We start from the raw sequence: 25,373 nt of genomic DNA on the forward strand, positions 1-25,373 counted from the left end.
ACCTACCTTTTTTTTATTCATATTTACGTCATAACAACACAAAGCTATGCCTATTTTTTCCTTCTAGTGCAAACAAATAAAACCGAAGCTTAATTTGAGCAATTTAAAAGCAGAACGGGTGCGTTTTGTATTAATTTTTTTAGTTTGCATAAACGGTTTGTTCTATTATTTCAAGTCAAAACGATCTAAAGTCATTACTTTATGCCATGCATTTGCAAAATCATTAGCAAATTTGGTTTTGTAATCGTTACTGGCATATACTTCAGCCAAAGCTCTTAATTCAGAGTTTGAACCAAAAATAAGATCAGCACGCGTTGCAGTCCATTTTACAGCTCCAGTTTTTCTATCAGTGCCTTCAAATATTTCTTTTTCGTCCGAAGTAGCTTTCCACTTGGTATCCATATCTAAAAGGTTTACAAAAAAGTCATTAGTTAATACACCTGGTTGTTTGGTAAACACGCCATGCTTTGAATTGTCAAAATTTGTATCTAGAACACGCATTCCCCCAACTAGAACGGTCATTTCAGGAGCAGTTAGTGTCATTAATTGTGCTTTGTCTACTAATAATTCTTCAGTGGATAAGGTATACGCTGTTTTCTTATAATTACGGAATCCATCAGCCATTGGTTCTAAAACAGCCATAGATTTTGGATCAGTTTGCGCTTGTGTTGCATCAGTTCTACCAGGAGTAAAAGGTATTTTTAAAGTAACATTTGCCTTTTTAGCCGCCTCTTCTACAGCAGTATTTCCTGCCAAAACAATCAAATCAGCCATTGATATTTTTTTATTCCCCGATGTAGTATTGAAATCTTTTTGAATTTCTTCAAGCTTGCTTAATACTTTATTTAATTGATCGGGATTATTTGCTTTCCAATTTACTTGAGGTTGCAAACGTAAACGCGATCCATTTGCTCCTCCTTTATTATCTGAGTATCGGAAGGTAGAAGCCGAAGCCCATGCAGTACTAATTAACTCACTAGCAGATAATCCCGAATTAGCTATTTTTGACTTTAATTTAGCAATATCACCTTTGCTAACTAATGCATGATCTACTTTTGGGAGTGGATCTTGCCAAATAAATTCTTCTTTTGGAATTTCAGGACCTAAATAGGTGCTTTTTGGCCCCATATCACGGTGTGTTAATTTAAACCAAGCTTTAGCAAAGGCTTCATTAAAACTTTCTGGATTGTCATAAAAGCGACGTGAAATTTTTTCGTATACAGGATCCATTCGTAATGAAAGGTCTGTAGTAAGCATTGTAGGAACATGAAATTTATCTTTGTCAAAAGCGTCTGGATAAATTTTATCGGTATCTTTAGCGACCCATTGGTGGGCGCCACCAGGACTTTTAGTTAATTCCCATTCTCTTTCAAACAAACTTTTAAAAAATCCTTGACTCCACTTGTTTGGTGTTTTTGTCCAAATAACCTCTAAACCTGAAGTTACGGTATGCTCCGCTTTTCCGGATTTATAATTGTTTTTCCACCCCAAGCCTTGCTCTTCAATTGGAGCTGCTTCAGGAGCTTTACCCAAGTGGTCACCACCTGCAGCACCGTGCGCTTTACCAACGGTATGTCCCCCTGCAATAAGAGCAACAGTTTCCTCATCATTCATACCCATTCGGCCAAAAGTTTCTCTAATGTCTTTAGCGGCTAATATAGGATCTGGTTTTCCGTTTGGTCCTTCAGGATTTACATAAATTAAGCCCATTTGGACAGCAGCTAGTGGTTGTTCTAGTTCGCGATCACCAGTATAACGTTCATCTGCAAGCATTTCCGTTTCTTTACCCCAATACACATTAGTGGCAGGTTCCCAAACATCTTTACGCCCACCAGCAAAACCAAGTGTTTTAAAGCCCATAGACTCGTAAGCTACATTTCCGGTTAAAATCATCAAATCAGCCCATGATATTTTGCTTCCGTATTTTTGTTTTATTGGCCATAACAATCGTCTAGCTTTATCTAAGTTAGCATTGTCAGCCCAACTGTTTAAGGGAGCAAAACGTTGCTGTCCTTCGCGCGATCCTCCACGTCCATCACCAGTTCTATACGTCCCAGCACTGTGCCATGCCATTCGTATAAAAAAACCACCATAATGTCCGTAATCAGCTGGCCACCAATCCTGGGAATCAGTCATTAATTTTGTAAGGTCGTCTTTTAGCGCTTTATAATCTAATTGCTTAAATCTTTCCGCATAGTCAAATTCTTTACCCATAGGGTCAGATAATTCGGAATGTTGCCTTAAAACATTTAAATTAAGTTGGTTTGGGTACCATTCTCTGTTGGTTTTTCCATTATTTGTAACGGTTAATCCTGCTGATTTTCCCTTTGATCCAAAATGAAAAGGACAGCCGCCTTTTTTTGGAGTTTCGCTATTTTCAGCAATTTGTTCAGTTGAACTTTGATTTCCACAGCTTAGTAGCGTTGCTGTGGCTAAAGTTGCTAGCAATATTTTTCTCATGTTTCCCAATATTTAGTAATTGTTATATGCAAATCTATGCAGATTACTTATTAATTTTATTGAAAGTAATCGATATGTCTTATAGTTAAATAAAAAGTGCTAATGAAGTTAGTAAATTTATTCAACACTTTTTTGCTTTAACTTATTTGTTTTTAGAGTGTAGCGTTTATAGAAATGTGATTGTTTCACAATTAGCATCTAATGGTTTACATTTCATTTATAATTTAAAAAGGCACTTATATATTCTTTTTGAGAACGTTTTAAATAAATTCATACAATACATTTGAACCAAGATTGTATTAGGTTATGAATAGCATAGTTTTAACTATAACATTTGTAAACATTGTTAGTTAGGTTTTAATCTCGCTGGTTTTCTGGCGAGATTATTTTTTATAACCCCATAGGCTTATAATTATGGAAAAATTCACTGCAGCATTTTGGAAATCTTTATATAGCACCCCTGAACTTGTTATTGATAAGCTAGACTTGTTTTATGTATCTGATAAACAACTTAGTATAAAAAGGGTGAAAAAAGGTGCTAATTTTTGCTATTACAATAACAGTCACCTAATAAAATCAAAAAAAACTGTTGATCGTATTACTAAATTGGTCATTCCACCTGCGTGGAAGAATGTGTTAATTTCTGAAATTGAAAATGGACATTTACAAGCGGTTGGTCGTGATGCTAAAAACCGAAAACAATACCGTTATCATCCATTGTGGAGCAAAGTTCGAAATCAAGGCAAGTTTTACAGAATGACGGAATTTGGTAAAGACTTACCAAAAATTAGAGCCAAAGTTGATCGTGATTTAGAGCAGAAAAAGTGGACCAAAACTAAAGTTTTGGCTTTGATTATAAGATTGCTTGAAGAAACCCATATTAGAATTGGAAATGACCAATATGCAAAAAGAAATAAAACTTACGGACTTTCTACCTTAAGGAATAGGCACTTGGAATTGTATAACGATAAGCTAAAATTTAATTTTGTTGGAAAAAAAGGTAAAAAACACGCAGTAACTCTAAAAAATAAAAAGTTAATTAAATTAGTACTAAAATGTGAAGAAATACCTGGTTGGGAATTATTTCAGTATTACGATGCAAACGGAGCTAAACATTCAATAGATAGTGGTTTGGTGAATGAATATTTACAAGAAATTACGGGAAACTCATTTACAGCAAAGGATTTTAGAACATGGTCAGCTACTCAATTGTTTTTTGAATCTTTAGCTACATTTAAAGTTACAGATAAGAAAAAAAAGCTTCATAAGAATATTTTGGAAGCTTATGATAAAACGGCAAAGGAACTAGGGAATACTCGGAATGTATGTAAAAAATATTATGTACACCCTATTTTGCCTTCGTTATACGAGGATGGAAAATTGCAAAAACATGTTAATAAACTAAATGAGGAGTCCTTGAGCAAAAAATACATGTCACCTTCGGAAGTAATAGTTTTGAACATTTTGAAGGATTATCAACCCAAATTTAGTAGTACATCGTTTTAGTGTAGCTCTCATACTTATTTTAAGCCTAACGCGTTGTTATTTAAAAAGTTTGGGTTTTTTTAAGATTGTATATTATTTGCTATCAGACAATTCCTTTTTTTTTACTAAATTCTACCCTAGTAATTGGTAAATACCAGTATCCAAAAGATGATTTCGTCCCCAAAATCATCTTTTGGATACTAATCATTAATACTATGCAACAATTATATGTACCTCGGGTACACTCAATATTCAAATTTATTAGGAATAAAGTAAATTACATTTCATCAGATTATTTTACAGTTTTTGTATATCCATTTTTTTATAAAAATGCAATCATCTTTTTTTTAATTTTAGGGGCGTATAGTATTCAAGCTCAAGATAACAGGGCTATTGATTTAAAAATTGAAGCCTTAATTGCAAAAATGACTTTGGATCAAAAAGTTGGTCAACTTTCGTTAAGAGGAACTTCGAGTAGAACAAAATTATTGCCAGAAGCATTAAAAAAAGAGGTAAAACAAGGAAAAATAGGTGCCTTTTTAAACGTAATGAATAGGGCGTATGTAGATGAATTACAACGGATCGCGGTAGAGGAAAGTCCTTTGGGGATTCCATTGATTTTTGCACGCGATGTGATCCATGGTTTTAAAACGATATTCCCCATTCCTTTGGGACTAGCAGCATCTTGGGATGCTGAAACTGCCAAAGCAGCAGCAAGAGTTTCTGCTATTGAAGCTTCTTCATACGGTATCCGTTGGACTTTTGCTCCTATGCTGGATATTACGCAAGATAGCCGTTGGGGGCGTATTGCGGAATCTCCAGGAGAGGATCCTTACTTAGCCTCGGTATTAGCAAAAGCCTATGTAGAAGGTTTTCAGGATAATGATTTAAGTAAGTCTACCAGTTTAGCAGCCTGTGCCAAACATTTTATAGGCTATGGAGCTGCCATTGGCGGGCGGGATTACAATACAGCAATTATCCACGAGCCGTTATTGCGTAACACTTATTTAAAACCTTTTGAAGCGGCAATTGATGCAGGCGCCGCTACAGTAATGACTTCGTTTAATGAACTTAATGGAGTGCCTGCCTCAGGAAATAAGTGGTTGCTTAATGAAGTATTACGTAAGGAGCTTGGATTTCATGGTTTTGTAGTAAGCGATTGGAATTCTATTACTGAAATGATAGCCCACAGCTATGCTGAAAATGAAAAGCACGCGGCAGCATTGGGGATAAATGCAGGATTGGATATGGAAATGACCAGTAAATCCTATGAAAATTATATCAAACAGTTGCTGAAAGAGAAAAAAATAACAGAAACTCAGCTAGACTTTTTGGTAAGTAATATTCTTAGAGTAAAATTTCGGCTAAATTTATTTGAAAAACCTTACCGTTTAAAAAAACATACGGGGAATTTTTACAGTCAGGAGCATATGGATTTGGCTAAAAATGCAGCTATCCGGAGTAGTGTCTTACTTAAAAATAATCAGGGATTACTTCCCTTAAATAAACTAACTAAAGTAGCTGTAATCGGTCCGTTAGCAAATGCACCGCATGAGCAATTGGGGACTTGGACTTTTGATGGTGACCAGGCCTATTCAGTAACACCATTACAGGCTTTTAAAAACAATAAAGTTAATTTTAATTTTGCAGAAACACTCACTTACAGCAGAGACCAGTCAACCAAAGCTTTTGATAAAGCTTTAAGAACTGCTCAATCTTCCGATGTTATTTTATTTTTTGGAGGAGAAGAAGCTATCTTGTCAGGGGAAGCACATAGTAGGGCGCATATTAATTTACCAGGTCAGCAGGAAGCATTAATCAAAGCATTAGCAAAAACGGGGAAGCCAATAGTATTTGTTATTATGGCTGGACGCCCAATTACACTTACAAAAGTTATTGATCAGGTGGACGCTATATTAATGACTTGGCATCCAGGAACCATGGGGGGCGAAGCTATTTATGAAATGCTTTGGGGAAAAAATGAACCAGGCGGAAGGTTGCCTATTACCTGGCCCAAAACTTCAGGACAACTACCCTTATTTTACAATCATAAAAATACAGGAAGACCACCAAGTATAAAAAGCTTTGTGCAAATGGATAGTATTCCCGTAGGTGCTTGGCAAAGTTCCTTAGGTAATACGTCCCATTATTTAGACGTTGGTTTTACTCCTCAATTTCCTTTTGGTTACGGATTGGGATATACTACATTTAAATATTCTGATGTTAAAATTTCAACCACAAGTATTACCAAAAATGAAAGTTTAGAGGTTTCCGTAACCTTAACAAATACTGGTGATAGGGCAGGAGCGGAGCTTGTTCAATTGTATGTACAAGATGTAGTGGGTAGTTTAACGCGACCAGTTAAAGAATTGAAAGGTTTTAAACATATTCATTTGGATAAAGGAGCATCAACCATTGTAAAATTTACTTTGAACGCTAATGATTTAATGTTTGTAAACAATACGCTTAAGCCCGTATTGGAAAAGGGTGAATTCAATATATTTGTTGGGAGTAGTTCGCAATCTTGTATAAAAAAATCTTTTGTCCAAAAATAACTAATATGCTAATTATTGTAATTGGTGTTAGCGGAAGTGGAAAATCAACCATAGCTAAACTATTGGCTGAAAAGCTAAAAATTAATTATTACGATGCTGATGATTTTCATCCGCAATCCAATATTGATAAAATGAAGGGTGGCAATGCATTAAATGATACTGATAGGTTGCCATGGTTACAATTACTGGCTAAAAAGTTGAAAACGTGGGGCGAAAAAGATGGCGCAGTTTTAGCTTGTTCGGCTTTAAAAGAAAGCTACCGAAATATATTAAGTGAGCAAACAGACCAAATTCATTGGGTATACTTAAAAGGAAGTATTGAAACTATAAAGGATAGGATACAAAACCGAAAAGGACATTTTATGGATGCTGAATTATTGCAATCGCAGTTTGATGCATTAGAGCCACCGATGTATGGTATTCATGTGGATGTCAGGGACACTCCTAAACAAATTGTAGGTTTGCTGCTGCAAGAACTTAAAAACTAAGCATGCTAGATTATCATTTACTATTTGCTGTATTTATAGGAATCATCATTTTATTAGTGCTGATTTTAAAATTCAAAATACAAGCATTTATTGGGTTGTTAATTACTAGTATCGTTGTTGGTATAGTTTCAGGAATGGAGCCTTTAATTATTATAGAAACCATTCAAACTGGAATGGGCAGCACCTTAGGCTTTGTAGCAATAGTGGTAGGACTCGGAGCCATGTTTGGTGCAATATTAGAGCATTCTGGCGGCGCGGAAGCTTTAGCAAACTATCTTTTAAATAAATTTGGAGCTAAAAATGCATCTTGGGCATTAATGCTGACTGGTTTTTTTGTAGCTATTCCTGTATTTTTTGACGTTGCCTTTATAATTCTTGTGCCTTTGGTGTATTCATTACAACGAAAAACAAAAAAATCACTATTATTATATGCTATCCCATTATTGGCAGGTTTAGCGATTACCCATTCTTTCATTCCACCTACACCTGGACCCGTGGCTGTGGCCGATATTTTAAAGGCAGATTTGGGTTGGGTTATTTTATTTGGATTTATAGCAGGTATTCCATCGGCTGTTTTAAGCGGTCCAGTGTTTGCTAGATTTATAAGTGCTAAAATTCATGTTAAAGCTCCTAAATTAACGGCACCACCATTGAATACTACATCTTACCCAGCGGTGGGATTAATTTTGGCTATCATAGGTGTTCCTATAGTACTCATTGTGTTAAATACCGTGCTGAACAGTAGCTTAGTTGCAGCATCGGCTATATCTGAAAATGCAAAAAAATGGTTGCAAATGATTGGGCATCCGTTTTTGGCATTACTGTTGGCTAATATAATTGCGCTGTATTTATTAGGAATCAGACGTGGTGTAGCTAAAGAAACGTTACTAAAAATTACTACAAAATCAATGTCTACAGCGGGTATTATAATTTTACTTACGGGTGCTGGAGGTGTCTTTAAGCAAATGTTAGTAAATACAGGTGCTGGCGAAATGCTAGCAAATTATTTTGCTAGTGCAGGAATTAGTATGATTGTTATTGCATTTATTGCAGCTGCATTGGTGCGTATCCTTCAAGGTTCAGCTACTGTTGCTATGATAACTGCTGCGGGCATTACAGCACCCTTGCTTACTGCTCACGTAAGCGAAATTGATAAAGCACTTTTGGTAATAGCCATTGCATCGGGAGCGTCAATTTTATCTCATGTGAATGATAGTGGTTTTTGGTTGGTAAGCAACTATTTGGGATTAAATGAAAAGGAAACTTTTAAGAGCTGGACAGTAATGACTACAATTTTGAGTTTAGTAGGTTTTATTACTGTGGGAATAATTTCTCTTGTTTCGTAATACCCTATTCATTTATTAAAATCAAAAAATCAAGCCTCTTATAAGTAAAAATATGAATGAAAAAATAGTTTTGATTTTTTCAAATGACAGCAGTCTTTACTTTTATATTAATATTATTTGCCTTCAAAATTAATTAGTTGTCTGATTTAAGTATGATATTTTATGAAGCTAACAATTCAAGTGGTTTAACTTAAAATAAGTTGTAAATTTTAATTTTTTTAACACTAAATAGTTTTAAATTTATTTTTATTTATGGGTTAAAAGTTAAATTGACTTTATGGAGTTGAATTTTAATAACACTGAGGTTACTTTTCAATCAAAAAGCAATACCGAATTACAAAGGGCTTACTGGCTTTTTAAACTTATTGGATGGAAATGGTTGACTGGCATTAGTCCAATATTGTTAAAAGTATTTTTGCCATTGAAGTTTCCTATTCCTATAGTAAAACATACTATTTTTAAGCATTTTTGCGGAGGAGAAACAATGCAGGATTGTAACGTTACTATTGAAAAGCTTGCACAGCATAATGTAAAAACAATACTTGATTACTCTGTAGAGCACCAATCCGAAAATTATCAAAATACGTTTGACGAGGCTTTTTTATTAATAGAAAAAGCGAAAAATGACATAAATATTCCTTTTGTAGTCTTTAAAATGACTGGCTTTATAAGTGTTCCTATTTTAGTTAAGATGAATACCAATGATAAGTTGACCGAAGAAGAGGAAGTAGATTATACAAATGCCATTCAACAAATTAAAAAATTATGCCAAGCAGCAAATGAAGCAGGTATTCCTATATTTTTTGATGCAGAAGAGAGTTGGATTCAAAATGCCATTGATGTTATAGTATTGGAAATGATGAAACTGTTTAATACAAAAAATGCAACAGTATATAACACGATACAATTATATCGAAAGGATATGCTACAAAATTTAAAAACGCTTATTGAAATAGGGACTGTTGAAAACTTTTGTGTAGGTGTAAAACTTGTAAGGGGAGCTTATGTTGAAAAAGAAAATGACCGTGCTGATTTGTTGGGATACGCATCGCCAATTCATTATAATAAAACCAATTGTGATGCTGATTTTAATAAAGCATTAGCTTATTGCATTGCGCATATTGATCATGTTGCTGTTTGCTGCGGTACCCATAATGAGTACAGTACTATATTACTTACTGAACTTATGAACGATGCTCACATTTTGCCGAATGATCCTCGTATTTATTTTGCACAACTGTTAGGAATGAGTGATCATATTAGTTTTAATCTAGCGGCTAAGGGGTACAATGTAGTTAAGTACGTGCCTTATGGTCCTGTAAAAGATGTGTTGCCCTATTTAATTCGTCGTGCTCAGGAAAATACTTCAATTTCAGGACAGACAAGTAGGGAGTTACGATTGATAACACAGGAATTAAAGCGCAGAAAAACCAAATAAAATAAAGCAAAGGATCTTAATATAATCAAGATCCTTTTAGGTTGAAAATTGAAAAGTATCAACACTATACTATCTTCAACTTTATACTCTTTCAAGTATATCAGTATGTTATATTTCCTGTGCTACAGGGAAGTCAATAGCAACATCAGTCAAATTGTGGAAAAAATTAGTAGTACTAATAATTCCAACAGCTAATACTAAATCTACTAAATTTTCTTTTGTGTAACCAGCTTCGTAAAATGAATCAACTTCAGCGTCAGTAGCTTTGCCTCGGTTGATAGCTATGGATTGAGCTAGTTTAGCTAAAGCGTTATATTTTGAATTCTCAGCAGTTCCTTGTCTAAAATCCTTGATCTCAGTATCATTAAAACCATTCATTTTACCCATAGCCGTATGTGCAGCTAAACAATATTGGCATCCGTTTACCTGACTAACAGCTAAATCAACAACTTCTTTTTCTTTGTTTGACAATGAAGTTTTACCTCCAGAATATTGCAAGTAATTACCCAAACCATTTTCGGAATGAGCCATGGCAGCATAAATATTTGGAACAAAACCAACGGCTTTTTCTAAATTATCGAAAATAGCTTGATTTGCTGTAGAAACTTCTCCTTTTTTTGGGATTATTAATTTTGACATTTTTTTTTTAAGTTATGATCTATAAGTCTGTAAATAGGTTAAATAATTTCAAAGCATTGATGTTAAAATTTTGTTAACTTGAATAATACGCTGCATGTAGAACAAACTGTTGGTTTCAAAAATGCAATTAGTATCGTAAAAATCTGATAATGTATTTGAGTACATCTCAATTTTCAAGCTGAAAAGTCGTTTTATGTTTTTGGGCGTTTTGCATAAAAATGGTATACATACCATTGATACCGTTTCCGACATTAAAATACTCATTCAAAATGGTTCTTTCTCATTTTATTTTTTTCAAAATGAAACAATATTGTAGCTAAGGCTACACGTATGTTTTCTTTATTGTCTAAAAAAAATTCAAATTTTTATTTGAGTAATTTAAAATTAGAACGGGTATAAATTGATTAGATTTTGTCCTATTCAAATATTTTTAAAACAAAATTAAAATAGCAAAGGCTATTTTAATTTTGTTAAATTTTACCCTAGGTTAGTATCCAATAATAGTAATTTAATTATAAAGTGTTATTCCTTTACAAATTTTAAAGTTTGGCCTTGAGAAGTTACTGCAAAATAGATACCTGAAGGCAAACTTTGATCTAAATTTAAGGAAATTGAATTTTCAGAATTTTTATTAACACTGAATCCAACATCTGCCCCAGTGCTATCAAAAACCTGCATATTTACGTTAGAAGTTCCTTCAATAATTACCCGATCTTGTACTGGGTTGATTGCTATTTTCACCAATTGATCGTTCTGATCAAGAATTTTTTGTCCGCTTTCAATTTTCCACTCAAAGGTTTCCCAGCGGCGATCCGCGTTGCCTCGGGCTCTAACTACTCCGTTGTTTTGATTCCATGCGGATTGTAACCATTTTCCTGAATGTATGCTTTTAAAAGCAACCCTACCATTTCCTTTGGATTTCCATTCAAACTGTTCCCAATCCCCTTTAAATGTGCCTCTATTTCTAACTGAGGCAGTGGTGCTTTTATCAGGCACTTGTACATACTTGTTGTTTGAAAGTGCTTTTAAAGCAATGCCACCTTTAGGGTGATTCTCTATTCTGAATTTTTCCCATCCACGAACAGATGATGCTCGTGCAAGTAATTGACTTCCATTTCCTTCCCCAGTAACAAATTTGCGATCACCTCCGGTTTTTCGTAATGAAATAATTTTGTTTAAAGGAATACCATCACTAGCATTGTTCCCAGAATCACCTCCAGAGCCACCTCCGCCAGACGAGTTTCCAGTTTTTCTCCAAGTACGGACATAATCAACCAGCATATCGCGTTTAGAGCCGTCATTTACTTGACTTTGAGTGGGTGGTGACATCCAATTGTAAGTTTCGGAATTGATAATCATCCATAAAGGTTCAATAGTGCTGTTAGTGGTTACCTGTTTTTTAAATACGCCATCTAAATAGAAGCGAAGTGTTCTGTTATTAACAATCCAAACACCATATCTGTGAAATCCTTTGTCAATATCAGGACCGTTTATGCTAAACTTATTGGGTTGAGGTTGGTCATTAGTAAAATTTGGTTGTGGATTATGTACGTTGGTATTCATTGTTCTTGGAGCCTGTGTGGCAAAAGCCTCTTGTACATCAATTTCATCTTCCCTGTTTTGGTTGTCCCTTTCATTGTGAGCAAACCAAAAGTTGGACCCCATATTTAAGCTATTTGCTTTATAGGAACATTCGGAATACATGCCAACGGCCATTGTTCTATTTTTACTGCGGATAGCACCAGATCGCATATAATCACGATTCCCACCTACCCAAGTGGCTCTAATTACCAATCGATTATTACTTACAAAAGCATTAGCACCTTGCCCAAAAATGGCAGGGGATCTTCCACGCCACCAAGGGTGACCATAAGTCCATTTGTTCTGATTAAGGGAATTACCTGAAAATTCATCGGATAAAGAATTTACCCGCGTCCAATTAGCTGGGTTTTCACCAGCGGGCTGCGTCCACATGTTCAAGCAAAACATGAAGCACAACGCCGAAATTAAAAATTTCATAAAGTTGATTTAAATTAGTTGCATGTAGCAAGATAATGAAAATCAACACTTTTTAATGTTAAATTATTAGACAAACAATATAAAAACGATGAATGATTTAAAAAATTAGTTTAAAAACCAAAAATAGTTAATTGTATTTTTGTATGAAGTATTATTTCTTTTTAAACAACCCATTTAATAACTTTCCTGCTGCATCTTTCACTTTATCTTCAGTTTTTTTCGTTTCTTTTTTTGTGTTTGAAGAATCTACCGCTTTAGTATCCTTTTTCTCGCCCAATAAACCACCTAAAACATCTTTAGCTTTCCCTGAAACTTTTTTGGATAATTGTTTAGAAACTTCTTCCTTGACCTTAGTCGTTGCTTTTTCCTTTAATTGCTGCTTTTGGTTGGCTACCACCTGTTGCGTTAAATTGGAAATTGCTCCTTTCATGTCCAGACCAATTTTAGGACTTGTAAAGGTGCCTCCTAATGAAATAGGAACAGGGACTTTCATATTTTCTTGATCCGAAGCTGTCAATTTGGACAACAAACCAGAGGCAGAAGCGCCTAAATACTTGGCAGGTAAGTCCATTGTTAAGTTATAGTCCAAACCAGCATCAAAACTATGGGCTCCGGCGGCAGTTACTTTAATATCTTTGGTCAAATTAAAATCGAAGGGCTTAACGTTTACTTTACCATCCTCAAAATTAAAATTGGCCTTTAAGTCTTTTACATTCAACTTATCCAAATTAATAAAATCAGTACGCTGATTTAGTTGACTCAACAATTTATTTTTTTCAGGATCCACCTTGGCATCTAATATATTGGCTAGTGCGTTACCTTTTAAAGAGGATAATACAGGCGAAAAATCATCTTTTAGTTTTCCGTTGAGTTTCAGTTTTGTTGAAAATACTCCGTTAAGCGCAGAAGCAATAGGGGTCATTTTTTTTAGCATTTCCAAACTTTTAAATGATTCTGCCAAACTTAGTTTTTTCATATCTAGCTCCATGTCAAACACAGGTGCTTTTTCGGCAGTGGAAACGTAGCCTGAAAAACCAATGCTTCCTCCAAAAATATCAGTATTAATATCTTTAAGAATGGCTTTTTGGTCTTTTATAGCAAGTAGTCCTGTAGTATTTTTTAATTCCAAATTATCGTAAAAAACAGTAGCTGCTTTAAAACGAGAAGTAATATCTAAAAAAGGAGGTATTGCACCCTGAGCTTGGGTATCTTCGTTAGTTTCAGGCGTGTTTTCTTGATCTTTTTTGGTGTCCGTTGTTTCAGCAACCATAAAATCACTCACTTTAAAAGTGTTGGAATTTAATTCAAAATCACCTTTCAGTACTTTGTCTGAAAACACAAAAGGGATTACATTTTCAAGTGTACCAGTAGCACTTAAATCAGAATCGCCAGTATTCATTGTAAACTGCTTAAGTTTTACAATTGTAGGTTGAAAGTCAACTTTTGCAGTACCTATTTTTATCGGGTGTGGCATTTCTGCAGAAGCGAATAAAAAATCAGATAAACTTACTGTACCCGTACTTTTAATATTGTCGTATTTTTCCTTTTCAATAGAAGCCATATCAAAATTAGTAGTCACATTAGCATTTATAATTCCAGCCAAATCAGTATCCAACTGAACAGGATAAGCTTTATTTAAATTGGCTAAATTGACAATACCGTTCGCTTTTAAGTATACTTTTAAATTTTCAGCCACGTTACTTAGTTTTCCATTGGCTGAGAATTTATCTTCATCAATTTTCATTTTAAAACTATGAATATCAATATGGGTGTCTTTGGATAATCCAGTATCATTTTTGATGTCCGCAATCAGAGTAATGGCGTCAATGCCTTTAGGTAAGTCAGGGTATTTGAAGTTTGCGTTTTCAGTACGGAGTGTAATATCTAGTTTTGGGATAAGGTTATCGGTACTTTGTCCTTTTATGGTGCCATGTAAATCAAATTTACCGTTTGCTTTTACTCCTTTAATATCTTTTTTGTAAGCACTAGGAATTGAAGCCAATAAATCCTTAAATGAGGCTTTTTTTGAAGTAAAAGAAATGTCAATGTCCGTTGCTTTTTCCAACAGTTGCACATGTCCATTAAATTCCAAAGGGATTTGGTTAATTAAAGCTTCGTTTTCTTTAAAAGCGTATTTGTTTTGATTTTGATCCACAGCAATTAATGCATTTAAGTGTATTGGCATTTCCTTGGTGTAAGTCATACCGCCCATGGCAAATGACATTTTCATGTCCGTTTTAGTATCCAAATCCGTTATTATTTCGGAAACGTCTCCCTTACCAGTGTGGGTTAAATGAAGGATGTCTACATATGTTTTTGAGGTTTCATCCTTGTAGGTAATATGGCTATCATTAATTTCGTAATTCAAATTCAATTTAAAATTTGAAGCTGTTTCGCTAGTTTTTTCATTATCGGTGGTTTCTTTATCAATGGTAATGTCGTAATTAGCTTTACCATCTTTATTAATCAGCACATTAACTCGCGCCTCATCAATAGCAATTTTATCAATACTAACCCCTTTGTCCAATCCTTTAATTAATTGAATAATTGATAGTTTACCCACAATTTTTTTAGCGTATACTAAAGTGTCATTTTCAAAAGGAGCGCTGTTTATAATTTTAAAATTTTCAAGCTGAAGTTGAGCGCTAGGAAAACTTTTAATTAAACTTAAATCAATGTCCGAGTAATCAATAGTTGCATTTACTTGATTTTGAGTAAAATTACGGACTAGTTTATCAATATTTTTTTCCAGTAAAAAAGGAATAGCAACCAGAGTGGCAATAATTAAAATGACTAAGGCTCCAACTATTTTAAAAAAGATTTTCATTATAAAAGGGTAGTTAAATATTACATAAAGACGGTTTAAAAACACAAAAATTTCTCAAACCATAAAAAAAAGTAACATTCATTAATAAGCGTTAAATTTACAATGTATTCCAGAAACATCACTTATTTGAGTGTTATTGTTCTATAAATTTTAGCTTTGAAGACAAAAAAAACGATAACCGAACTTTTAATTTCGTTAGGAAGCAATATTGAACCTCGGGATTTTTATTTGCAACAAGCCGTAAGTCTAATAAAACAACATTTAGGTAAGGTAGTCAATTATTCTTCCGTATATCAAACGCCTGCATGGGGATTTGTCAGTACAACGTTTTTAAATGCATGTGTAACAATACAAACTGATAAGGATACAAAATCAGCGTTAAATATATTGCAACATATTGAAATAGATCTGGGTCGAAAGCAAAAAGAGGGGGCAGCTTATGAAGCCCGACCTATTGATTTGGACATTATATATTCCAGCGAGGGAATTTTTTGTTACCGCAAGTTAACAGTGCCGCATCCCTTGATGCAGCAGCGTAAGTTTGTGTTGATACCCATGTTAGATATTGCTGCACACCAAAGGCATCCATTATTGCATAAAACTACTCAGGAATTACTTAAAAATTGTACAGATTCTTCCGAGATTAGGCTGACGAAATACCAACTCACTTAGTAGTATTTTGGGCTAAAAATTGTTGTAAATCTTTACGGCACTCCGTACAGAGCCACAAAATATCATGTCCTTTGTTAGGAACAGCATTGAGTTTGTGGGTTAATCCTAAAGCTTCTGCTTTTTCATGAATTATTTTTGATCCTTGTAAACCTGATGCACTTCCTTCAATAGGAACAATTTTATCATCGGTACCGTGTAGGCTATAAAGTATGGAAGTTTTATTATCTAACAAATTTGAATTTACAATAGCTCCAGAAATATTTACCACACCTTTAACGGTAGATGCATAATCAGGATTGCCACTAGCTCCTTCAATACCATTATGATTATTTATATAAGGTGTTAAAAATGGTACGTATGCTGTTGCTTTTTCAAGAGTGTTTAAATAGGCCGCATGCAATGCTGTAATTGCTCCTGCTGAGTAGCCACCAATAAAAATTTGATTGGTATCAATTTTAAATTGATTAGCCGTAGCAGCATCTTTACGAAAATAACGAATTGCTGCCCGCATATCTTCAACTGCGTTTAAAATACCAATGGATGTGCTTTGCATGTTGGAGGGAACATCCAACAACCTATAACTAATGGAAGCCACAACGTATCCTGATTTGGTTAAGGTTTGTAAAAAGCCTGAAGGTTTAATTACATCGCGTGCGCCTTGCGTAAACCCGCCGCCATGAGCAAAAATAAATAAAGGTCTTTGTTTAATAGTATCACCCTTTGGTTGATACAGGTCTAGTTTTAACGCTATTTTTTTCCCTCCTTGAGTGGTATTGGAACCATAAGTGTAGGTGGCCTCCGTAATTTCATCAAAAACTTCAGTAAAATAGCGCGTTGAGTTTGCGGCATTGGAAGTATTTATGAATTCATTTTCGGAATGTGGAGGGGTTTCCTGTCCAAAGCTATCCGATGCAGAACAACTAAATAATGAGCCAATAATAATACTTATTATTCCTTTTAAAAGCATTCGATTTAGGATTTAAAATTTGAACATAAATTAACCAATAATTATACCAACTTGCAAAACAAATCCCAAAGTACTACACCACAACTAACTGAAATATTTAAGGAGTGTTTTGTGCCAAATTGAGGAATTTCAATGGTATGCGTGCTGGCAGTTACTACGGATTGTTGTACACCTTTTACTTCATTACCAAAAACAACTGCGTATTTTTTTTCCTTTTCAGGAAGAAATTTATTTAAAAACACGGCATTTTCAGCCTGCTCAATAGCTAATATTTGCACATTATCAGCTTTCAATTTTTCTACCAGAGCTAAAGTATCATCTACATGTTTCCAATCTACGGTTTCGGTAGCACCTAATGCTGTTTTTTGAATATCCTTATGTGGTGGTGTAGCAGTTATACCGCACAAGTAAATTTTTTCAATTAAAAAAGCATCAGCAGATCGGAAGACGGCACCAACATTATTTAGGCTGCGAATATTATCCAAAATGACAATCAATGGCGTTTTATCAGCCTTTTTAAAAGCATCAATATCTAATCGTTCAAGTTCGCTATTTTTTAATTTTCGATTGTGTTTCAAAATTGTTTTTTGTTTTACAAATTTAAAATTAGTTTTTTTTAATTTCTGAAGACATGTTTTTCAAACAAAAGTTCCTGTAACGATTTCATTAACGACTAATAATTTTGATAGTTGACTTTATAGGTTTGTTTTTCTTAAAAAAAATCCAAATTCTTTAAAAATAAAAATTACAACTCTTTATAAAATATAGATTGTGACATAAGATTTAGTAATAATTAAACTGATAAATAAGAAAAATTTAAAAATGGAAGCCTTCTTCTAAATAAGAGATTTAAGATCTAAATATCTAAGTATAGTTACGTAGTTTTAATGGTGAGTTTACTATAAATAAACAATAAGCTAATATCAGTCAAAATATGTGTAACTTTAGTTATCATGTTATCAGTATATTAAAAGTGATAATAGCAATATAAAATATATCTCATAAAAACTTAAAAAATTACTTATGGAAAAGAATGACTTTTTTCGGAATACTACCAACGTATTACAAAATGATTATCGGTTAAAACAACTAATAATGCTATGCATTTTTATAGTTTTTACAGGAATGCAAATTTTTGCAACAAATTATAGTGCTCATTTAGTTTATAATTTCAATAATGATAAAATTAAGGTAGATAAGGAAATTACGGGAACCGTTGTGGATGAAAGTGGCATTCCGATTCCTGGGGTAAGCGTTTATGTAAAAGGAGATACCACTAGGGGAACAGTAACGGATTTTGATGGAAATTATACGTTAACTGTTCCTGATGACGCCGCAATATTAGTTTTTGCCAGTATTGGATTTACTACACAAGAAATTCCGATAAGCGAAAGCACAGCAATAAACGTGACTTTAATTACCTCCATTGCGCAAATTAATGAGGTAGTAATTACAGGGTCAAGAAATCCAAATAGGACAGTTACCGAGTCACCCGTTCCAATTGATGTTATTGATTTGAAAGAAATCAATAGCAAATCGCCACAAACCTCCGTGAATGAAATTTTAAATTATGTTGCTCCTTCATTTACATCAACAACACAAACAGTGTCCGATGGTACGGATCATGTGGATCCTGCATCGTTAAGAGGATTAGGTCCAGATCAGGTATTGGTATTAATTAATGGTAAACGAAGACATAATAGTGCCTTAATCAATATTAATGGAACAGTTGGGGCAGGTTCAGTAGGAACGGATATGAACGCTATTCCCACCGCAGCTATTGAAAAAATTGAAATTTTACGTGATGGTGCTGCTGCACAATACGGATCTGATGCCATTGCAGGTGTTATTAATATCATTTTAAAAAAAGCAACAAACAAATTAAACATTGCAGTGACCACTGGGGCAAATGCTAGTAAAAATTCTAATCAATTTGAAGGAGGGATTGACGGAGAAAAAGTTAAAATTGAAGCTAACTACGGAATTCCAATTTCGGATAACGGAGGTTACGTGAACTTTACCGGAACGGTTTCAACCCGAAATCCAGCTTTGCGAAACCGAGATTATTCAGGTGATATTTTTAACAGATTTCATGGAGCAGAACGTGTTTTTGCAGCTAGCAATAGTAATACTGGTCGCACCGTGGCAGATATGACATTGGCAGATTACCAGCAAGCCGCTGCTGATATTGAGTATTTGGACGCTACCACCAAGGCAAATATAGCAGCCTTGGACGTGTCAACTGAAGCGGGTATTACTGATTTAAGAAGTATTTTAGGAGAAGAATCAAGTGATTTAGAACTTTCGCAACGAGGTTTGGACCGGAGTGACTTTAGATTTAAGGTAGGAACATCCAAACTAAGAGAAGGGAAATTTTTCACCAACTTGTTAATTCCTATTTCTGATGAAGCTTCATTTTATTCGTTTGGAGGATTAAGTTTTAGAAATGGTTTGGCAGCAGGTTTTTATCGTAGGCCGGCTCAAGCCGATGGGCGTGCCAATACGCCTGCTTTTCCGAATGGTTTTTTACCTGAAATAGCTACCGACATCTTAGATGTATCTGTTGCTTTTGGAATTAAAGGCTTGATTAATGATTGGAAAGTAGATTTTTCAAACACTTACGGAGGGAATATTATTGATTATACGGTAGAAAATTCTAGTAATGGAACCTTAGGAGTAGCTACGCCAAGGAGTTTTGATGCTGGTAGCAATGCTTTTTTTCAGAACACTACTAACTTAGATTTTAGTCGTTTTTATGATGCTATTTTTGAAGGATTGAGTGTAGCTTCAGGTGCAGAATTTAAAGTGGAACGTTTTGCTATTGGTGAAGGTGAAGAAGATTCATATACATCATATGATATCAATGGAGAACCAGTTACTGCCACAACACCTGATAATTCATTGGTACGAAATAATTTTACGGGAAGACCATTAGGGGGTAGCGCTCAGGTTTTTAGAGGGTTTGATTCAAATAACGAAACTGAAAAAAGGCGTAATAGTATTGCTGCTTATGTAGATATTGAAGCTGATGTAACCGAATACTTGCTTTTAAGTACTGCATTACGCTATGAAAATTTTTCTGATTTTGGAGATACCTTTAATTATAAAATTGCGGGACAATTAAAAATAATTCCTGGCTTGTCAGCAAGAGGAGCGCACAGTACGGGATTTAGAGCTCCATCATTACATCAGCAATTTTTTAGCAGAACAAGTACTATTTTTAATGCAGGAATACCGGAAGAGCAGGGTATTTTTACTAATGATAGTCGTTTAGCTAAATTGATTGGTATTGAACAATTGAAAGAAGAAACTTCGAAAAGTTACAGCTTGGGATTAACGGCTAAATTCGGAAAATTTTCAGTTACCGTAGATGGTTATGTAATTGATATTGATGATCGCGTTTCATTAAGTGGAAGTTTTAATTTAGCGCAGGGTAGCAATGAGTTACGACGAATAGCTACGGCAGCTGGTGCGGGAAGTGCCCGTTTTTTTACAAACGCGCTTAAAACAAGATCTTTAGGGTTGGACATCGTAGTTTCGCATAAAGCACGTTTCGGAGGTGATTGGCGATTACGATCCGATTTATCGGCATCTTTTTTTGAAACAAAAGTCAGAAATATTTCTTTTCCTAGGTTAATTGTAGAATCAGGTTTAAATGGTAGTTTTTTTGATGCGCAGGAAGAAGCTTTTTTAACCGTAGCACAACCCCGAACGAAACTTAGTTTGACAAACAACTTGAGCTATAAAAAACATAATATTTTGTTAAGAAATACATTTTTCGGAGAAGTAATTGATCCTGATGATTTTGCAGGAACTGCTCGCTTTGACTTAAAAGACCCTAGTCCCGTAGCAGTTTATACCGCAAGAATTATTACCGATTTAACTTATTCAACGTCTCTAGCTAATGGAGTTAATATAGCTGTTGGTGCTAACAATCTTTTTGATGTATATCCATCGGAAAATATTCCGACAAATACTGCTGGTGATCAGTTTGTGTATTCGCGAAGGGTATCACAATTCGGTTACACAGGAAGGTTTATTTTTGCACGTATGAATTTTGATTTATAAAAGTATAGCATAGTAATACTATTTCTGATGTTGAATTACCCTTTAAAATGGTTGTTTTTGCTTGATGTTTTAAAATAAAACATGGCTATATTAACCCGACGGCAATAAATAGAGATTTTATGCTGCGTATTTTATATCCTTATGGTTAAAATATTTAGCTACTCTTTGGCTATTTTCAGTTAGCATTTTCATATGATTCTTGACATTTTCTTCAAGCTGTTTTTCGTTTTTAGGAGCAGGTTTTTCAGATAAAGCATATTTTAAATCACAGTTTAGATACTCATCAGGGTTTTTCTCTGGAGAATAAGAAGGCAAGAAGAATAACTCAATATGTTCCAGTTTTTCTTCAATCCATTTCTTTACTATTTTACTGTGATGAACACTTAAATTATCTAGGATTAAAAATATTTTTTGTGTTTTATCTTTGATAAGCTGTTCTAGAAATTCAATGAATCTATCAGCATTCATAGTTCCTGAGTAAATCATAAATTGAACACTTCCTTGATTAGTTACTGTACAAATCATGTTTACAGAAAAACGTTTAGACATACTTTTCTTTACAGGCGTTTTTCCTTTGGTAGCATAAGAACGACCATGTTGATTAGCGTTTCTTACTCCTGTTTCATCACCCCATTGTATTTCTGCATTTTCCTCTTTAGCGCGTTTCTTAATGGCTGGATATTGTTCATCTAACCATAATTGCACTTTTTTAGAACATTGTTCGTGAGCTTGTTTCTTGGGTTTTTGAGGACTAAATCCCCAAGACCGTAGATGATCCCCCATTGTATTTATCGCTAATTTTACACCAAATTCACGTTCCACTAATTCCTTTACAGCTTTGCGTGTCCATAAAGCAAAATCCAATTTTAGTTGATCTGGCATAACATCTGTAATCATGCGTTGGATCTCTAACTCTTGAGTGCTACTAAGTAATTTTTTATCCTCAGAGCTAACACCGCGCTTATTATCTGTCAACCCTTTAATCCCTTCTTTTTTATGTTTTTTAAGGCAATTAGTAATTGTGTTTGGGTTAACTCCGTACATCATAGCTACTTTTTTCTTTTGAACACCTGAATTAATTTGCTTAGAGCGCTCGTTTGCGTATTTCCTTTCTGCTTGCAGAATCTTTAAGGGGAAAATCCATATCCTTCATAAGGAAAAGATACGAATAATATCGCATTTAATCTAATTATATTACCGCTATGTTAATAGTTTAGGTTACAACTATATTTCCTTTGCCGATTCAAAAAAATAATTTTTTATTTGAGTAATTTATCATCAGAAACGGTGTAACGCTATACCTCAATAATGAGATAAGTATTAAAATTATAAAGTGATAATTGTGTTGTTAACCTAAGGGTTATTCTTTTTAAAGGTATTAATTACATCTTTTTTATGAAAAAAAGCGAATTAAAATTTAGAGCATACTATTTTTTAATTTAAACCATCAACCATATCTAAGGAACAGGATCATATCCACTACCGCCCCATGGGTGACAGCTTAAAATACGTTTAAGACCTAGCCAACTGCCTTTAAAGATGCCATGTTTTATTAAAGCATCTTTAGTGTATTGCGAGCAGGTGGGCTGATACCTACAAGTAGCTGGGGTAAAGGGTGATATTAGATTTTTGTAAATAAAAATCAAGAATAGAAACGGTGCTATTAAAATTTTTTTTAGCATTAATAGGTGTATGTAGTGCCTTCGCGGCCGTCTTTTAGTTGAATTCCTTTTTCAACCAGTTCATCTCTAATTTTATCGCTTAATGCAAAATCTTTGTTCAAACGGGCTTCCTTGCGTAATTCAATTAACAATTCAATTGCGCCATCCAGTTTTGATGTGATATCATTTGTCGCTTCTGCTGAAGCTTGCAAGCCTAACACATCAAATGTAAAATTATGCATAGTTTTTTTCAGCAGTGCCAAATCGGATTTTGATATTTTGGACTTACCCTCTTTAACTTGGTTAATAAATTTTACTGTTTCAAATAGGTGAGCTATTAAAATTGGGCTATTGAAATCGTCATTCATGGCGTCATAACAACGTTGTTTCCATGTGGTAATGTCAAAATTGGTGGTTTGTTTTTCTCCCGTAAGGGTATCTAAATGCTGAATAGCCTCTAGTAATTTTAAGAATCCTTTTTCTGAAGCCTCCAAAGCATCATTGGAAAAATCCATGATGCTACGATAATGTGCTTGTAAGATAAAAAAGCGCACTACCGATGGTTTAAAAGGTTTGTTTAAAATGGTATTGTCACCAGAAAATATTTCATGTGGTAAAATAGTATTTCCTGTACTTTTAGACATTTTTTTACCATTTAGTGTAAGCATGTTAGCGTGCATCCAGTAACGCACAGGTGTTTTTCCGCAAGCGGCTTCACCTTGGGCAATTTCGCATTCATGGTGTGGGAATTTTAAATCCATACCACCTCCATGAATGTCAAATTCTTCACCTAAGTATTTTGTACTCATTACGGTACACTCCAGGTGCCAACCAGGAAAACCATCACTCCAGGGGCTTGGCCATCGCATGATGTGTTCAGGGTCAGCTTTTTTCCATAACGCAAAATCCTGTGGATTTCTTTTTTCGCTTTGTCCCGCCAGCTCACGCGAGTTATTGATCATGTCTTCTAAATTACGTCCACTCAGTTTTCCGTAATCGTTGGTTTCATTAAACTTAACTACGTCAAAATATACTGAACCGTTTACTTCATAGGCAAAACCATTGTCAATTATAGTTTTTATAATTTCAATTTGTTCTACAATATGTCCGGTAGCGGTAGGTTCAATGCTGGGAGGTAAATTGTTAAACTGTTGTAAAATAGAGTGGAAATCTAAGGTGTAGCGTTGCACTACCTCCATAGGTTCAATTTGCTCCAAGCGGGCTTTTTTGGTTATTTTATCTTCACCCTCATCTGCATCATTTTCCAAATGTCCTGCATCAGTGATATTACGTACGTAACGAATTTTATATCCTAAGTGTTTTAAATATCTAAATATTAAATCAAACGAAATAAACGTACGACAATTTCCTAAATGCACATTGCTATAAACGGTTGGTCCGCATACGTACATTCCTATTGCCCCTTCAACAATTGGAATAAAGGTTTCTTTGTTTCCCGATAAGGAATTGTAAATGGTTACCGATTGTTGGTTGTACAAAGGTAAGGGTGTCATAAGAAGTCGCTTTTGCAAAATTTGAATTCAAAAATACTAACTATTTTGTAGGTTCAGTGAATTTTGTCACAAAATACAGTGCAGCATGTTCATATTTTTTATAGCCATTTGATGTTTGTATAGATCAATTACTTTTAAGTTAGAATTTTAAAAATATGATCAATTGATTTTAGGGTTCATTTATTGTGTGTTTTGAAATTGTTTTAGAAAAGGAGAATAGTATATTTACAGTATGAAGTATTTGATGCTTTTTATAACTACTTTAATTTCTATAATTGCATTTGGGCAGCAAGAGCAATCTCTGGTTTTTCCTGAAGTTGATTCACTTTACAGGGAAGACCAAGTTTATTTAGGGATTACATTTAATGTGATAGGAGATCGACCAGAAACAATATCGCAGTCTGGATTTTCTGGCGGTTTGCATCTTGGTGTAATTCGAGATATCCCTTTTAATAAAAAAAGGAGTTTTGGATTAGGATTAGGGCTTGGATATTCGGTTAATACATACAATCATACATTAGTAGTAATACCAGATAATGCGACTGTAAACCAGACCACTTTTGTAGCAGCTACAGATGAAAATAGTACGGGTAGGAGCCAGTTTATAACGCATTTAGTTGAGTTGCCTTTAGAATTAAGGTGGCGTACATCAACACCAAGCACTTATAAATTTTGGCGTATTTATGCAGGAATGCGTTTTGGCTACATGCATTTTTTTAGTGCTAAATTTAAGGACAATAATGGCGTTGAATTTAAAGAAAGAAAACCTGATGGATTGGATCGTTTAAGGTTGGGCGCTACATTAAGTTTTGGTTGGAATACATTTAACTTTCATTTGTATTATAGTTTGAATAGTTTCTTTGATAAATCAGTACAAATTGAAGATCAGCAAGGAGGATTTTCGGTGGTTAAACTTGGTTTAATGTTTTATATATTGTAAAATTTAACCACCGAGTTTTGCTTTAAAAAATAACTTGTAGTATTATCCAAAGCATTAAATTTCCTGTAACATAATTGCATAATGTTCTGTTGTTTGCGTTTTGTAATACTACAAAATTTGTTCTTTTGTCAAAAAATAAATTACTTTTTTTCATAGCTTGTTAATTTTAAAGGGTTTTGAATTTGTATCAATTTATGAGCATGATGACTTTTAAAATATCACTAAACAATCATAGCTAAATCGATAATTTAACGGTGAATTGCATAGGCACATGCCGCAGGTAGGTTTAACGCT

17 protein-coding genes are annotated in these 25,373 nt (G+C 34.3%); 8 read left to right on the forward strand and 9 right to left on the reverse strand.

Annotated features, from left to right (window positions below):
- Positions 1–165: 165 nt before the first annotated feature.
- The gene (gene katG, locus GMC_RS0117295; RefSeq protein ID WP_010523341.1) at positions 166–2,460 is read right to left on the reverse strand and encodes a catalase/peroxidase HPI; all 2,295 of its coding nucleotides are present in this window, start codon (positions 2,458–2,460) and stop codon (positions 166–168) included.
- A 414-nt stretch (positions 2,461–2,874) separates the two neighbouring features.
- Between katG and GMC_RS0117300 the strand changes: the two genes are divergently transcribed.
- From GMC_RS0117300 to GMC_RS0117320, 5 genes are all read left to right on the forward strand, one after another.
- Positions 2,875–3,966, forward strand: coding sequence for a DNA topoisomerase IB (locus GMC_RS0117300; RefSeq protein ID WP_010523342.1), 1,092 nt, complete (start codon positions 2,875–2,877; stop codon positions 3,964–3,966).
- Positions 3,967–4,160: 194 nt separating this feature from the next.
- On the forward strand, positions 4,161–6,500 hold the full coding sequence (locus tag GMC_RS0117305; protein WP_010523343.1) for a glycoside hydrolase family 3 N-terminal domain-containing protein: 2,340 nt from the start codon (positions 4,161–4,163) through the stop codon (positions 6,498–6,500).
- 5 nt (positions 6,501–6,505) lie between these two features.
- Complete coding sequence (locus GMC_RS0117310) at positions 6,506–6,988, forward strand: gluconokinase (protein ID WP_010523344.1); 483 nt, start codon at positions 6,506–6,508, stop codon at positions 6,986–6,988.
- A 2-nt stretch (positions 6,989–6,990) separates the two neighbouring features.
- Positions 6,991–8,334 (forward strand): GntP family permease, encoded by a 1,344-nt coding sequence (locus GMC_RS0117315; RefSeq protein WP_010523345.1) that lies wholly within the window; start codon positions 6,991–6,993, stop codon positions 8,332–8,334.
- A gap of 277 nt (positions 8,335–8,611) precedes the next feature.
- Positions 8,612–9,772, forward strand: coding sequence for a proline dehydrogenase family protein (locus GMC_RS0117320; RefSeq protein WP_010523346.1), 1,161 nt, complete (start codon positions 8,612–8,614; stop codon positions 9,770–9,772).
- Positions 9,773–9,880: 108 nt separating this feature from the next.
- Here GMC_RS0117320 and GMC_RS0117325 read toward each other — a convergent pair whose 3' ends face one another.
- The 3 genes from GMC_RS0117325 to GMC_RS0117340 all read right to left on the reverse strand — a co-directional run bounded on the left by GMC_RS0117325 (position 9,881) and on the right by GMC_RS0117340 (position 15,257).
- Complete coding sequence (locus GMC_RS0117325) at positions 9,881–10,411, reverse strand: carboxymuconolactone decarboxylase family protein (RefSeq protein ID WP_010523347.1); 531 nt, start codon at positions 10,409–10,411, stop codon at positions 9,881–9,883.
- A gap of 522 nt (positions 10,412–10,933) precedes the next feature.
- A complete protein-coding gene (locus GMC_RS0117335; RefSeq protein ID WP_010523348.1) occupies positions 10,934–12,430 on the reverse strand; it encodes a T9SS type A sorting domain-containing protein in 1,497 nt (498 codons plus the stop codon).
- A gap of 151 nt (positions 12,431–12,581) precedes the next feature.
- Positions 12,582–15,257: an AsmA-like C-terminal region-containing protein gene (locus GMC_RS0117340; protein ID WP_010523349.1), complete on the reverse strand. Its 2,676-nt coding sequence runs from the start codon at positions 15,255–15,257 to the stop codon at positions 12,582–12,584.
- A 156-nt stretch (positions 15,258–15,413) separates the two neighbouring features.
- Between GMC_RS0117340 and folK the strand changes: the two genes are divergently transcribed.
- A complete protein-coding gene (gene folK / locus GMC_RS0117345) occupies positions 15,414–15,929 on the forward strand; it encodes a 2-amino-4-hydroxy-6-hydroxymethyldihydropteridine diphosphokinase (RefSeq protein ID WP_010523350.1) in 516 nt (171 codons plus the stop codon).
- On the opposite strand, the gene GMC_RS0117350 is transcribed toward folK, so the two are convergent.
- A complete protein-coding gene (locus tag GMC_RS0117350; RefSeq protein ID WP_010523351.1) occupies positions 15,922–16,896 on the reverse strand; it encodes an alpha/beta hydrolase in 975 nt (324 codons plus the stop codon). The two genes, folK and GMC_RS0117350, sit on opposite strands and share 8 nt — an antisense overlap.
- 41 nt (positions 16,897–16,937) lie before the next feature.
- Positions 16,938–17,474 carry an RNA methyltransferase gene (locus GMC_RS0117355; protein ID WP_010523352.1) on the reverse strand — a complete coding sequence of 179 codons (537 nt, stop codon included), beginning with the start codon at positions 17,472–17,474 and terminating at the stop codon, positions 16,938–16,940.
- A 445-nt stretch (positions 17,475–17,919) separates the two neighbouring features.
- On the opposite strand from GMC_RS0117355, the gene GMC_RS20240 reads away from it, so the two are divergent.
- A complete protein-coding gene (locus GMC_RS20240) occupies positions 17,920–20,964 on the forward strand; it encodes a TonB-dependent receptor (protein WP_010523353.1) in 3,045 nt (1,014 codons plus the stop codon).
- A 117-nt stretch (positions 20,965–21,081) separates the two neighbouring features.
- Here the strand turns inward: GMC_RS20240 and GMC_RS0117365 are convergent, their stop codons facing one another.
- The 3 genes from GMC_RS0117365 to cysS all read right to left on the reverse strand — a co-directional run bounded on the left by GMC_RS0117365 (position 21,082) and on the right by cysS (position 24,139).
- Complete coding sequence (locus GMC_RS0117365; protein WP_010523354.1) at positions 21,082–22,011, reverse strand: IS630 family transposase; 930 nt, start codon at positions 22,009–22,011, stop codon at positions 21,082–21,084.
- A 410-nt stretch (positions 22,012–22,421) separates the two neighbouring features.
- Positions 22,422–22,646: a membrane protein insertion efficiency factor YidD gene (gene yidD, locus GMC_RS0117370; RefSeq protein ID WP_010522099.1), complete on the reverse strand. Its 225-nt coding sequence runs from the start codon at positions 22,644–22,646 to the stop codon at positions 22,422–22,424.
- Positions 22,646–24,139 (reverse strand): cysteine--tRNA ligase, encoded by a 1,494-nt coding sequence (gene cysS, locus GMC_RS0117375; protein WP_010522100.1) that lies wholly within the window; start codon positions 24,137–24,139, stop codon positions 22,646–22,648. Before cysS ends, yidD begins: the two co-directional genes overlap by 1 nt.
- A gap of 232 nt (positions 24,140–24,371) precedes the next feature.
- Between cysS and GMC_RS0117380 the strand changes: the two genes are divergently transcribed.
- On the forward strand, positions 24,372–25,079 hold the full coding sequence (locus tag GMC_RS0117380; RefSeq protein ID WP_010522101.1) for a porin family protein: 708 nt from the start codon (positions 24,372–24,374) through the stop codon (positions 25,077–25,079).
- Positions 25,080–25,373 lie beyond the last annotated feature (294 nt).

The organism is Aquimarina agarivorans (assembly GCF_000218485.1).
In the GTDB taxonomy this organism is placed as follows: Bacteria; Bacteroidota; Bacteroidia; order Flavobacteriales; family Flavobacteriaceae; genus Aquimarina; species Aquimarina agarivorans.

Bases quoted from the DNA above. Each gene is read 5' to 3' on its own strand.
- katG (WP_010523341.1), bottom strand. From the start codon at position 2,460: ATGAGAAAAATATTGCTAGCAACTTTAGCCACAGCAACGCTACTAAGC.
- GMC_RS0117300 (WP_010523342.1), top strand. From the start codon at position 2,875: ATGGAAAAATTCACTGCAGCATTTTGGAAATCTTTATATAGCACCCCT.
- GMC_RS0117305 (WP_010523343.1), top strand. From the start codon at position 4,161: ATGCAACAATTATATGTACCTCGGGTACACTCAATATTCAAATTTATT.
- GMC_RS0117310 (WP_010523344.1), top strand. From the start codon at position 6,506: ATGCTAATTATTGTAATTGGTGTTAGCGGAAGTGGAAAATCAACCATA.
- GMC_RS0117315 (WP_010523345.1), top strand. From the start codon at position 6,991: ATGCTAGATTATCATTTACTATTTGCTGTATTTATAGGAATCATCATT.
- GMC_RS0117320 (WP_010523346.1), top strand. From the start codon at position 8,612: ATGGAGTTGAATTTTAATAACACTGAGGTTACTTTTCAATCAAAAAGC.
- GMC_RS0117325 (WP_010523347.1), bottom strand. From the start codon at position 10,411: ATGTCAAAATTAATAATCCCAAAAAAAGGAGAAGTTTCTACAGCAAAT.
- GMC_RS0117335 (WP_010523348.1), bottom strand. From the start codon at position 12,430: ATGAAATTTTTAATTTCGGCGTTGTGCTTCATGTTTTGCTTGAACATG.
- GMC_RS0117340 (WP_010523349.1), bottom strand. From the start codon at position 15,257: ATGAAAATCTTTTTTAAAATAGTTGGAGCCTTAGTCATTTTAATTATT.
- GMC_RS0117350 (WP_010523351.1), bottom strand. From the start codon at position 16,896: ATGCTTTTAAAAGGAATAATAAGTATTATTATTGGCTCATTATTTAGT.
- GMC_RS20240 (WP_010523353.1), top strand. From the start codon at position 17,920: ATGGAAAAGAATGACTTTTTTCGGAATACTACCAACGTATTACAAAAT.
- GMC_RS0117365 (WP_010523354.1), bottom strand. From the start codon at position 22,011: ATGATGTACGGAGTTAACCCAAACACAATTACTAATTGCCTTAAAAAA.
- yidD (WP_010522099.1), bottom strand. From the start codon at position 22,646: ATGCTAAAAAAAATTTTAATAGCACCGTTTCTATTCTTGATTTTTATT.
- cysS (WP_010522100.1), bottom strand. From the start codon at position 24,139: ATGACACCCTTACCTTTGTACAACCAACAATCGGTAACCATTTACAAT.
- GMC_RS0117380 (WP_010522101.1), top strand. From the start codon at position 24,372: ATGAAGTATTTGATGCTTTTTATAACTACTTTAATTTCTATAATTGCA.